12 protein-coding genes are annotated in these 12,610 nt (G+C 43.9%); all 12 read right to left on the bottom strand.

Going from position 1 to position 12,610, the window contains the following annotated elements; genetic code table 11:
* Positions 1-33: 33 nt before the first annotated feature.
* Positions 34-1,389, bottom strand: a complete 1,356-nt coding sequence (locus tag KO531_RS18625; RefSeq protein ID WP_219251940.1) for a hypothetical protein — start codon at positions 1,387-1,389, stop codon at positions 34-36.
* A 392-nt stretch (positions 1,390-1,781) separates the two neighbouring features.
* On the bottom strand, positions 1,782-2,498 hold the full coding sequence (locus KO531_RS18620) for a Crp/Fnr family transcriptional regulator (RefSeq protein ID WP_251069012.1): 717 nt from the start codon (positions 2,496-2,498) through the stop codon (positions 1,782-1,784).
* A gap of 264 nt (positions 2,499-2,762) precedes the next feature.
* Positions 2,763-3,488, bottom strand: coding sequence for a nucleoside phosphorylase (locus tag KO531_RS18615; RefSeq protein ID WP_219251939.1), 726 nt, complete (start codon positions 3,486-3,488; stop codon positions 2,763-2,765).
* Positions 3,489-3,558: 70 nt separating this feature from the next.
* On the bottom strand, positions 3,559-4,764 hold the full coding sequence (locus KO531_RS18610) for a nucleoside transporter C-terminal domain-containing protein (RefSeq protein WP_219251938.1): 1,206 nt from the start codon (positions 4,762-4,764) through the stop codon (positions 3,559-3,561).
* Positions 4,761-5,312, bottom strand: coding sequence for an NAD(P)H-dependent oxidoreductase (locus tag KO531_RS18605; protein WP_168825901.1), 552 nt, complete (start codon positions 5,310-5,312; stop codon positions 4,761-4,763). The genes KO531_RS18610 and KO531_RS18605 overlap by 4 nt, the downstream gene beginning before the upstream one ends.
* A gap of 390 nt (positions 5,313-5,702) precedes the next feature.
* On the bottom strand, positions 5,703-7,784 hold the full coding sequence (gene flhA / locus KO531_RS18600; RefSeq protein ID WP_219235561.1) for a flagellar biosynthesis protein FlhA: 2,082 nt from the start codon (positions 7,782-7,784) through the stop codon (positions 5,703-5,705).
* A 15-nt stretch (positions 7,785-7,799) separates the two neighbouring features.
* Complete coding sequence (gene flhB, locus KO531_RS18595; protein WP_219251937.1) at positions 7,800-8,930, bottom strand: flagellar biosynthesis protein FlhB; 1,131 nt, start codon at positions 8,928-8,930, stop codon at positions 7,800-7,802.
* Complete coding sequence (gene fliR / locus KO531_RS18590) at positions 8,927-9,706, bottom strand: flagellar biosynthetic protein FliR (RefSeq protein WP_219251936.1); 780 nt, start codon at positions 9,704-9,706, stop codon at positions 8,927-8,929. The genes flhB and fliR overlap by 4 nt, the downstream gene beginning before the upstream one ends.
* 1 nt (position 9,707) lies before the next feature.
* On the bottom strand, positions 9,708-9,977 hold the full coding sequence (locus tag KO531_RS18585) for a flagellar biosynthetic protein FliQ (protein WP_006083412.1): 270 nt from the start codon (positions 9,975-9,977) through the stop codon (positions 9,708-9,710).
* 4 nt (positions 9,978-9,981) lie between these two features.
* The gene (fliP, locus tag KO531_RS18580; RefSeq protein WP_131523383.1) at positions 9,982-10,716 is read right to left on the bottom strand and encodes a flagellar type III secretion system pore protein FliP; all 735 of its coding nucleotides are present in this window, start codon (positions 10,714-10,716) and stop codon (positions 9,982-9,984) included.
* A complete protein-coding gene (locus KO531_RS18575) occupies positions 10,713-11,072 on the bottom strand; it encodes a FliM/FliN family flagellar motor switch protein (RefSeq protein WP_131523384.1) in 360 nt (119 codons plus the stop codon). The genes fliP and KO531_RS18575 overlap by 4 nt, the downstream gene beginning before the upstream one ends.
* Positions 11,065-11,946, bottom strand: coding sequence for a FliM/FliN family flagellar motor C-terminal domain-containing protein (locus KO531_RS18570; protein WP_219251935.1), 882 nt, complete (start codon positions 11,944-11,946; stop codon positions 11,065-11,067). Before KO531_RS18570 ends, KO531_RS18575 begins: the two co-directional genes overlap by 8 nt.
* Between the last annotated feature and the right edge of the window lie 664 nt (positions 11,947-12,610).

The following is a 12,610-nucleotide window of genomic DNA, read 5'->3' as shown; positions in this document are numbered from 1 at the left end:
TGAATACCAGAGCATAACTAATCACGGTAAAGACTAATCTAATATATTGCAGTGCTCGAATAAATATAATTTTGGCCACTGTCTAGGTATTAGATATGCTACATCTCCTGTGTATTCAAGTGTATTCAAAATTAGACGAAATAAAATATTTAAACAAGATGTTATGAGTTCTATTTCAGCCTTTTCGTCTTCAATATTTTTAGCTATTAACTTAGGATGTGCACAACGGTTACGTAACTTAGTCCAGTCACTCTTATCTTTATTTTCAAAAAGTCCTTTCTCAATTAAATGATCAAAGGCATTCGCTGAGGTTATATTCTTCCAATTAGCAACACTTCCTAAAATACGACTTTTCTGTTGGTCTGTTAACGCTGTATTTCTAAGTTCATTTTTGATGAATGAATGTTCAATTTTGTCTTCTGCTGTGTCCTGTGAAGATTTAATATACGGTATGTATATATCATTTAGCACACCTTCAATAGCGACAGACAGTGTCAATGAGAGAATTTCATCTTTTGACTGCGAAGCGAACCAGACACGTTCCCATTGAGCAACAATACTTTCAAATCTACTGTGTTTTTCAGCATATAGCTTTGTAATACACTTAAAAAGGTTATAGTGATATTCATGTGGTACAGTGACCAATGGCGATGCAGCTGTCTGTTGTTTTCTTGTATTATTAATACTTGATAATCTTTTTATGCATTCCGTCCCTTTCCGTTCATCCATATAGCCTAACTGTGGCATAGATCCACTTGAAAAACCGATATAGAATTTCAGGCTTTCTCTTACAACATCTATATCAAAAATGCCTTTAACAACTACTGATGTATGGTCTTTATGATGAATAATTGTCACTAGATAGCCTTCCATTTTAATATCTGCTTGATTCCAGCTGACGGATGCACTTCCTAGTGAGGATTCTGACGTATTAGACTTGTTGAACGGTATGTCTAATTTTTCTACGAACTCGAAATATAAATAATCTGATTCCTTATCGTAATAACCTTCTTTCGCTGTTTTTTTACATGATATTGATGGTAAAAAAATATATTGAACCGCCGGTAAATTGTGAAGACGATAAGATACTTCCATGAAGAAATTACTAGCTTCAAATAATTCACCGTCGACGGTTAGAGCTTCCAAGTGAAGTGATTGTGATTTATCTAAAGCATCTTGAGGAAAACGCTCACCGAAAAGACTTTTCGGTGCGTTATGTTTTTCTGTACATATAAACTCTAGATATAATGTGCCTACTTCATTGATTTTTATGGTGCCATGACCAGAAAGCTCCATTCCACCAATAAGTTTTTGAAAGATTTTCACATTTACACAGTGAAGAACCAAATCATTATTACGAATATTTTCGTTCAGTTTACCTGCAAACATTTTGCTGCCTATTGAGTGGATTGGTGAGGTCGACGTTCTTTAGATACTTTGTAGTATTATAAAATTTTATCAACTGGACAGTGCCAAATTTGCTGTTTGCATGAGAGTAAGACCGTATGGGGCAAAAGCATGTTAGCCCAAAGCTAATGAAAAATGACGGTATTCAGTGCGTGAACCAGACTAGGCAAGTCTGATTCACTCATTATCAAAATCTAACACTTTTTAGATCCACCCGCTGGGATAATGGCTCTCCATATTTAGGATTGGATTTATCGCCCTTAACGATAAATGCGCTGATTGATGCAGTGTGTCGATGGCAAAGCTTATGCAAATTGGGTGGTTTGCCTGTGAATCCCTGCATAGCCCTATGCTTGATGCAGCATTCTTTTGATCTACTCCGCAATAAAAGTTACTAGCGCCTTAGGGTCGATAATATGCAGCTGCTGATCGCGTTTTTCGACAAGGCCGAGTTCAATGAGAGAGTTGAGTGCGCGGCGGTAGACGCGACTGCTGGTGCCAAAGCGTTCGGCTTCTTGCTCGACTTTGTTAAAGGCTCCGAGGGCGATATTGTTTTGACTACGTTGTAGCAGATCGAGGGCAATATTGACGGCAATGGGGTGCAATAGGCGGTTGGTGTAGATTGCCATTGAGTCTTGATAATCCCATGCCAGCGCTGAGGCAAAAAAGAGTGCTAATTGCGGTTGCGTGATGATGCATTGCTGTAGTTTGGCGGCACAAATTACCTCGGCTTCCATCTGATCTTCGGCCATCACTGTCCACTGGCAGGGCAGTTTGGTAAAAAACTCAATTTCGCCAAAAATATGCTGATCACAATTTAGCTCACCTAACTGAAAGCGCCGACCATTGTGGGCGCTAGTATACATGGCGACTTTTCCTACGGACACGACATAAAGCTCACGCACATTTTGCCCCTGTTGCAACATGATATCACCGGGGGAAAATTGGCGGCTGGCCGTTTGGCACTGAAATAAGGCCTGCTTAAAGAGTTCGCGCTGCTCGCTTAATGTGTCACCAAAGCGGCTAGAGAGTTCAGGATGTAACTGCATGTTGATGATAGTTTTGGATATTGATGCGATTAAGGTACGCATTTCGCTGCAGGATTGATACTCATTCGATCATAAAATATGTAAATCCCTGCGTGAGGGCTGGCACTTTGGCGGCGGTAGATGGTCGATCGCATTGTGTGTCGCCGTTGTTGTGACGCTGCAAACGTGTGTTATGACAGGTCGGTGTGAGTGTGAGCTTTAGTGAAAATGTTGGCGCATTGACTGCGCCATTAAGAGGATGACTTGGTGGTTATCTGGATGCTGCGTTTAGCGGCAAGGCTTACTGCTAATTAACCTCAACAAGCTCTAATCACACAGTGCGTTGAGCGCAGCTAAAATGGCATGTTGCTCACCTTGGGTGCTTGCTTTGGACGATGCAACATAGTCATTAACTCCTGCTTTAACATCCTGCTCAAATAGCACTACGTTGGTTAGTATTGCCGCCACTTCAAGTTGGCGCAGTCGGCCGACGGTGAATAACGCAGCGGTTTCCATATCGGCACCGAGCACGCCTTGGCGATGCCAATAGTGGCAGAGCTCCTGTTCTTGATCGGTATAAAAACTGTCGTGGGAGCGCACTACGCCGCTATGGGCAATAATATGATACTGCGCGCAGTATGCTTGCAGTTTGCCGACCAAACGATGATTGGCACAGGCCGGAAAACCGGGCTTTACATAGCTGGCAGAGCCGCCATCATCACGCACTGCGGCCTCGGCAATAATCACATCACCTATCGCTATCTGCGGTTGTAGCGCACCGGCGGAGCCGATGCGGATAAGTTGTTTAACACCGCATTGATACAGTTCCTCAAGGGCAATGATCGCCGAGGGAGCACCAATACCTGTGCTGCAAACGGTGATTATAGTGTCGCCATAACGGCCACGCATTAACCGAAACTCGCGGTTATCCGCCAAGGATTCGACATCCGTTAGATGCGCCGCGATGCGGTTGACTCGATTGGGTTCGCCGCAGACGACGGCTTTTTCACTGACTTGATGGGGCGCGACGAGAATATGGGGTTGAATACTCATTGTTGACCTTTATCAATTACTTAGCTTGGCGGTAGCCCCGAATGGTATCGGGCTACCGCGAAGGGAAAACTTAGATAAACAAACTGACAATTGCAGCATTCATCAAGTTTGCTAACGTCGCCGCTAGCAGTACTTTCATCCCGAGCTGACCAATCAGCCCCGCGCGTTGCGGTATCATTTGACTCAGGGCGCCACACACCATGGCCACTGAGCCGATATTGGCAAAGCCGCAAAGGGCAATGGTCATAATGGCATTGCTACGTGCAGAGAGTTCCACATTGCCCATATTGGCGAAGGCAACAAACTCATTCATGGCGATTTTTTGGCCTAGGAAGGCGCCTGCTGTGCTTGCTTCAGCCCATGGAATACCAATCAACCATGCTACTGGCGCAAACAAGGTGCCGAGGATCATATCCACGGTTAAGGTTGGCATGCCAAACAGTTCACCAATCGCACCCAATCCGCCGTTCAACAAGGCCATGAGACCAATACAGGCAATAATGACTGCGCCGACGATGGCAGCGATTCCCATACCAGCAATAGCGCCTTTGGCTATGGCATCAATAAAGCTACTGGGCTTTTCATCATCGGGTAATTCTGGCACTTCGTTAACGGTTGGCTCGGTTTCTGGGATAAGCAACTTAGCGAACATCAACCCCGCTGGCGCTGACATAAAGCAAGCCATAATCAGATAGTTAAGCGCAACGCCCATCCCCGCAAGGCCCGCTAAAATGGAGCCAGCAATTGAAGACAATCCACCGACCATCACCGCAAAAATTTGTGCGCGGGTGAGGACGCGGTGGTAGGGCTTGATCAGTAACGGTGCTTCGGTTTGGCCGAGAATAATATTGCCCGCCGCATTCATTGACTCCGCCCGTGACGTGCCGAGCACCTTTTGCAAGCTGCCGCCAATAATTAACACAAACCACTGCATAATGCCTAAGTAGTACAGCAAAGAGGTGAGTGCGGCAGTAAAGATGATTTGCGGTAATACCTGTAACGCCCAGACAAAACCTATGCCTTCAACGCTGAAATTGACTAAGCTGCCAAAGGCAAATTTAATCCCTTCAGTACCATAACCAAAGACTTTGCCTACGGTATTCGATACGGCCAGCAGCACATCGGCACCAATCTCGGTTGCCAGTACAAAAAAAGCTAGCGCGATGATAATGCCAAACGCACCGATAACGGCACGCCAGCTGATCAAACGGCGGTTGTCAGAAAACAGCAAACCTACGCCTAAGAGTACAAAAATGCCGAGGATGGACTGGATCATACTGAGTGGTCCTTATATGAATTAATGGCTGCAATCACACGCTCAGCGTGGGCCTTTGCAAGGGAAAGGGTGTTGGACTTATTGCCACCTTCGGCGGCAGTGGAGTTCATCTCAAAGCTAATAATGGTATCGATAATCTCGACAGCGGCTGCGCGAAATGGGTGTTCGTAAGCTTGTTGGTATACGTTAAAGGGTAAAAAGTTAAAGCCTGTTTCGCTGTAGGAGTCTTCAGTCGCCCCTGCAGTGATAGAAAACAGGACAGGTTTACCTTGGAGCTGGCTACCATTGGGGCCAAAGGCAAAACCATAGGTAAATACCTCATCAATCCAATGTTTGAGCACGGCGGGGTAGGTGCTCCAATAGAGCGGGAATTGCACCACAATCACATCGGCATCGAGCAACTGTTGCTGCTCCGTGGCGGTATCCCCATCAAATTGAGCCACAGAATTAATACGCCAGCCCGGTTGCTCAGCTTCAAGGGTAAGTATGCTGGCATTGGCCACAGACAGAGTTAAGTTGGGGTGCCCGTTTAGCACGAGTATATTCATTAGCTAGCTCCTGAGAGGAAACGGTGCCGCCATGCAGCCAAAACCAGAGGCTCAAGCACCGAGTTACGAAGTCATGGCGTGGATTATAGGGAGGGAAGAGGGAATGCCAGAGGACATTTGTCTCCTAGCACCTGATGCAGCTCATACTATTGTGAAAGTTTGATTAAAACGTCGATATAAAAATGAATGAAGTGATAAGCGCAATGTCTGGTCATACCGAAATGCTAACGTTTATTAAGCGCTAAGCTTAGCTCCCAATCTGTTCATCCTGACTGCGTAAAATAGTGCTAAGTGCATGTGGCACCAATGTCGAACGCCGGTTAGCATTCTGTCATTGATGCTTCTTGCACAATGAAAACTTAATAAAGCGATAGGGCTTAATGCGTTTGATTACCCTAGTTGTCCCGCAATCATAAGTTCTTTTGTTTCAGGGACTTCATTATAGGATAAAACATGCAGTCCACGGGCGAATGCTAATGCGTAACGCGCGAGGAAAGGCCTGAGTTGCGGTGAAACAAGTAGGATAGGGTTATAGCCTTTCTCTTTTGTCTCCGCGAGTAATTGGGGCATTCTTTGTTGTAGCTGCGCCAGTAGATTAGGTTCGATAGGGAAACTATCCAATGCAACTCGGCCCTGTTGCTGCGATTGATTTAACGCTGTCATTAAGGTTTGTTCTAATTCTGCGGTCAGCGTAAGTACATTCAACTGCGGACTGCTGCCTGCGATTTGATGCAAAATACTATTGCGTAAAGCGCAGCGCACATCGGCGGCGAGTAGAACGGGATCTTTGGTTTGCTCGCTGCATTCCAGCAAGGTCGTTGCTATGGTGCGTATGTCTTTTAGCGGCACTTGCTCTTTGAGTAACAAGCGGAAAACTTTGAGTAACTGAATGGGGGTTAAACAGGTACTGAGTGATTCCGCCAGTTTGGGGGCTTGCTTACTGAGCCTGTCAGTTAATTGCATAATATCATCATGTTGCAATAATTCAGGCAGTGATTCGCGCAATAACTTACTGACATGAGTGGCAATGATAGTGGCATTATCGACGACCGAATAACCTAAATTGAGTGCTTTGGCTTTTAGTTCAGGCGTAATCCAAATGGCATCCATTTGGTAAGCGGGTTCCTTGGTTAAAATCCCATCAATTTTGCCGTACACAGGACCACTTTTTATTGCTAACAGTAGATCAGGCTCTAATTCGGCGATAGCCACTTGAGTGCCCATAAAGTTAATTTGGTATGCATGTGGTGCTAAGGCTAGATTGTCGCGCACTCTCACTTCCGATAGCAGAAATCCGATTTGTTCTGAAAGAGTACGTCTGATCCCTGTTAGGCGTTTTTGTAATTCTGCTCCTTTGGTTTTTTCGACTAGATGAACCAATCTATAGCCTAATCGTACTTCGATGATGTCGGTAAAAGGCAGGGATTCCCAGCTTGGCGCTGAAGGTTCTGTCAGGCTGGTTTCTATGAGTTCTTCAGTTTTCTCTTCAGTAAAGGAGGCCTTATTCTGGTTTTGTTTCCACGCTGCAAAACCTAGTAGTATTGCAAAAGATAAAAATACCAGTGCTGGCATGCCTGGGGTGATACCGAGAATCGCCATCACAATGGCTGCAGTGGCTAAGGTTCTCGGGTTAGCCAGTAACTGTCGACTCAATTGGGTCGGCATTTCTTCTGCGTCGGATACCCTAGTCACAATAATTGCGGCAGCAGTGGCGAGTAGTAATGATGGAATTTGTGCAACTAGGCCATCACCAATGGTTAATAACGCATAGGTTTTAAAGGCTTCTGTAGCACCCAGATCATGCATAAAGATGCCTATGCTGATCCCGCCAATAATGTTGATGGCTAAGATCAAGAGTCCTGCGATGGCATCTCCTCTCACAAATTTTGAGGCTCCATCCATGGAACCATAAAAGTCTGCTTCTCTGGCGACATCTTGGCGACGTAGGCTGGCTTGTTCATGTGTGAGTGTGCCGGCATTGAGATCGGCATCGATTGCCATTTGCTTACCCGGTAGGGCATCCAATGTAAATCGCGCCGATACTTCAGAGATCCGCTCGCCACCCTTAGTGATTACAACAAAGTTAATAATCATTAGAATTAAGAAGATAACAGCACCGACGACATAGTTTCCGCCAATAACGACTTCACCGAAGGCTTGGATCACTTTACCCGCAGCATCGCCTCCTTCATGACCTTCAATGAGTACTACGCGCGTCGATGCAACGTTTAAGGTCAAACGCATTAAGGTCGCAAGGAGCAATAAGGTTGGGAATACAGAAAACTCTAATGGTCGCCGGATCGAGACGCTCACCAGCAGCACCATGACGGCAAGGACGATGTTAAATGTAAACAAAATGTCCAGTAGCCATGCAGGCAGCGGTAAAATCACCATTGCCAGAATAGCGAGCAGCATGACTGGAATGCCGATATAGCTGTAATTTCCTGAAAAGGTGCGAGAAAGCCAATTCATAGGTTAAGCAATCCTTTAATCGTGACGTAAATTAGGGGGAATAAAAAAATGTGGTAAAGGCTCAGGTTTCTGCTGTAAGCCCTTACGAGATGCTTTTATTTGCATGACATAACTTAATACGTGCGCTATGGCGATAAAAAGGGCACTGGGTATCTGTTGATCGACTTGCGTTGAATGATAAATAGCCCGCGTGAGCGGTGGGATATCAATAATTTCAATATCATGTTTTTTAGCGAGTTCTCGCATATAGAGGGCGAGTTCTTCAGTGCCTTTAGTGATGACGTAAGGCGCATCCGCTAAGTCAGGATTGTATTTTAATGCCACGGCATAGTGAGTAGGATTAACCAATAGAACATCCGCTTTTGGAATGGTGGTATCTGCCCGAGAGCGAGCCATTCGTTGCTGTATTTGGCGGATTTTAGCTTTAATCTCTGGCTTACCTTCTTGCTGGGTATGCTCGTCTTTTACTTCTTGACGTGACATACGTAATTCTTTGCTGTTATGCCAATATTGGTAAGGCACATCAATAAAGGCGATCACGAGCAGCCCAGTACCAAGATAAAACATGCCTTGCGACAGTAGATTGATGCCATCACGAACCGCTTCATCAATAGGGCGTTGATTGTAGCTAAGTAGTTCTTGTAAGTGACCATTCAAGAAAACCAACATAATTCCGATCAGTAACACAATCTTTAGGCATGACTTGAGTAACTCAACAAGAGATTGAGCGGAAAATATTCTTCCGACACCGGCAAGAGGATCGATACGACTGTACTTAAAATTAGCATTTCCAAAATTAAATATCGGCCCCCCAGGTAAGGCTCCTGCAACTGCGGCCAACAGAGCAACCATGATGAATAGTGGCCCTAAGATGCTTAGCATTTCGACTAGGCTGGCGCCAAGATGGCGCATCATGATGTCTGGTTGATCTAACTCTGCTCGGGTGAGCAGCATATTGTATTTAGCTAATCCACTGACTCTCGTCGCAAACCAATCCGCATTACTGGTCAGCATGACAGAGCAACCAACAACCAGTGCTGCGGAGGCAAGATCTTTAGATCGTGGAACTTGGCCTTCTTCCCTCGCTTTACGCTTTTTCTGCGGTGTAGCTTTTTCTGTTTTATCTTGTTGGGGCGTTTTACTCATGAGATCCCTCCGATAAATTGGTACATGGCAGTTAATGCGTCTAAGCACAGATCACTGTAACGAGTTGGAATGCCGCTTAACGAAAGGAAGACGCAAATCAAGCCCATCAACAAGGTCATGGGAAACCCGAGCGAGAAGATGTTTAATGACGGCGCAGCGCGGCTTAATACACCAAAAGTGATGTTAACCATTAACATAGCGAGTACTGCGGGTATGGCGAGCATCAGCGATGCAGCAAATAGCCAGCCCATTCGACTAACCAATCCCATTAGCGGTAAGTCAAAAATCCCATTCCCAATTGGCCATAAACGAAAGCTATCAACAATGATGTTGAGCCCGACTAAATGACCGTCAAGAGCCAGAAAAATCAATGTACCAAAGATTTGTAACCATTCACTGAGAATGGGGTTGGTGTCGCCATTAGCGGGATCGTTCATCACCGCCATTGCGAGGCCCATCTGCATTGACATAATAGTGCCAAGCATGGTCATCACATGGATTAAAATCGTTAAAAACAGTGCGAGCATGAATCCAATAAGTAGCTGTTCAACGGCTAAAAATAATGACCCAAGCGAGAGCGCATCGACAGCAGGAACGGGTGGCAGCATAGGTGCAATAAGCGCTGCAATACTTAAGGCAAGAAAAATTCTTACTGTTGCAGGCACATAGGAATTACCTAACAAGGGCATTATCATAAATGCCCCCATGATCCGACAGAATGGCCACCAAAGGCTGCCGATTAACATGCTGAGTTCGGTTGAGGTGAGGGAAAGCATATCAACCGATAATATGAGGAATATTCATAAACAGCCTGTCAAATAAATCACTTAGCTGTTGTATGAGCCAATGGCCTGAAAACAGAACCATAAGTAGAGTAATGATAAGCCTTGGCAGAAAACTCAAGGTTTGTTCATTGACCTGTGTCGCAGCCTGAAATACCGCAACGATTAAGCCTAGAATGAGTCCCGGTGTCACCAACACAGAAACCATGATGATGACGAGAAACATTGAGTCAGCAAAGAGCGAGGTCAGTTCATTGATGTCCATCTAGCTACCCAAAACTTGCGGTTAAGGTGCTTACCGTCATAGCCCAACCATCGACTAATACAAAAACCATCAGTTTAAATGGGAGAGAAATAATTAACGGTGACAACATCATCATCCCCATAGACATGAGGACACTTGCGACAACCAAGTCGATAACTAAGAAAGGTAAGAAAAGTAAGAAGCCAATTTGGAAAGCTGTTTTGAGTTCACTCAGTACAAATGCGGGCATAAGGACAAAAAAGGGGACTTCCTCTGCTGCTTTCATGTGTGTGGGTTCGTTAGCTATTTTCAGCATTTGCTCAAGATCAGTTTCTCTTGTCTGCGCCAGCATAAATCGAGTTAAAGGGATTTTGGCTATTGAGACAGCCTCCATCAATTCGATCTTACCTTGGTCATAGGGCAAATAAGCTTCCTTATAAATTTTGTCTCCCACTGGGCGCATAATAAAGATAGTGAGTACTAATGCTATCCCAACAAGCACTCGGTTAGGGGGACTTTGTTGTAGTCCGAGAGCTTGTCGGAGAATTGCTAATACAATGATAATACGAGTAAAACTGGTTAGCATCATCAGCATGATGGGCAAGAAACTAATTGCCGTCATGAGCGCTAAAATTTCGAGTTTAATGTTAACTGCTTGACTGTCTTGAGCGCTATCCAGTGTGAATAAGGTCAGTCCTTCCGATGCGAGGGCTTGGGGAGCAAACAATAGAATCGCCAGTAACAATACCCGAACTATCATTCGTTACTTGTCCCATCGAGAGTAATGCTCTCTATTTCCAGCAAACGTACGCCATATCTGCCTGCCACTTCTACGACTTCGCCTCTTCCTAATAGTGCACCATTTACTCTGATATCCAGCGGCTCACCTACCATACGGTCGAGTGCGATAACATCACCTTCTCCCATACGATTTAGTTCGCCTAAAGACATTTCAGCACTGGCCAGTTCGAGAGTAACTTGAACAGGAAGTTGTTGAAAAAAATTATTATTTTTCAATTTACGGTTATGGGTGTCCGGCTTTGAAAATGCTCTCTCAGAGAAAATATCGTCCTCTAATAGAAAATCATCATCCGATAAAATAGATTGTTCAGCCAATGTCATGCTCCTCATGCTGATAAATATCTTGGGTCAATTTCGCTACCATCTGTCCTTCATGACTATGCACAGAGGCATGAAATAGCGGTGTGTTTCCGATTGATAACAAGGTTTTTGGATAGAGATTAATAGGTAAAATATCCCCAGTTTTTAATTGGCTGAGTGATTGCACCGGGATGCTATGTTGCCCTAATGTCAGCTGCATTTTTATGGGGAGACTTTTTAGCCAGACGGCTAGTTTTGCGGGTAAATCCGCAGATACTTCAGATTTCTTAGGCTGTTCGGCCAGATGCCCCAGTAAATGCTCAGTTAAACAAAAGAGCATTGGAGGGGTTAGTGGGCCATTGGTAAAGTTGAACGACCATACTGCCGATACTGCGAGTGGCATATGGCCTTTTATGAGCTCAACTTCAAGATTATTGGTTTCGATCGTGCTATTAGGTAGCTCCTCCACTACGGAAAGTAGCAACTTTTTGGCTAATCTAAATTCAGATTGGCTGGGGTTTCTCAAAGGAGAACTTAATGGTGTTGAGGTATTACCGTAATAATTACTCGCCAATTGATCGAGCGTGCAGCGATCAATTCTCCAATAACCGAGGGTATTTTGATGATGTTTTAATACAAACCATGCATAGCAATGTTCTGGAACGACAGGTGTTCTAGGTTCTGTTAACGTTGACCCCGAAACAGCGGGATGACCCTGTCTTAGTAGCGGAGATAGGATATTATTTATGGCATCGATAAGTGGACGATGTAGCTTTTCTAGCTGTTGCAATAATCGCGTTCTCGCTAGCTTTTCTTGAACTAGCATAATAGGTCTAATTATTTCATTGGAATTTGATTTTATAAGCCTAGCTTTCGCCGTCGTCTTCATTGTTCTTCCTATTAAACGTGTTTTTACTACTAGAATGCTGCTTGGCTACCTCCGTGATTCAGTTGGCGCATAAAAAACATACACAAACAGAGTGCCTAAATATTTATTTCTTTATCGTTAAGGATTAATGAATTTCTTAAAACAGTTAAGCGTTGAACTTTAGGTTCGACTCTGTTTTAAACGACGAGGATGATAAGTTAATAAGGCTTAAGTATTCAATAATAATTATAAGAAATGCTGAAATATATGTGAATGGAATTGTAGGGTAAAGTTGGTTGTGAACAAAATGTTTGTTTTGAGATTGTGTAAGAAGATATTAATGCTTTAGGTTTTGCATTTTCGCGTCAATAAAAAGGCGGTTAGATATTATTTTGACATTTGTCGATATTTTGGCGGGCAATATTTATGTCAGCATTTACATATTGATTATTAATGATGATTTTGTGTTGCAAATCTGTTTGTCTTTGATTTTAATTGTTTTTTGTGCGCTATATTTTGTGGTTTATTTAATGTTAAACATTGGTGGTTAAATTTTGTCACTATTTTAAAAGTATCGATGGTGTATTTTTATCATTGTCATATATTATTTTACAAATATATTTGGTATAAGTCAGTCCTAAGTTATATGTATCACTTTTTTGCGGTTTTTCTTTTAGAACTTTCA

This window comes from Shewanella sp. NKUCC06_TVS (assembly GCF_019345515.1).
Lineage (GTDB): Bacteria > Pseudomonadota > Gammaproteobacteria > Enterobacterales > Shewanellaceae > Shewanella > Shewanella oncorhynchi.
Note: the sequence above shows the minus strand (reverse complement) of the source record. Positions and strands in the feature narration are given on the sequence as shown.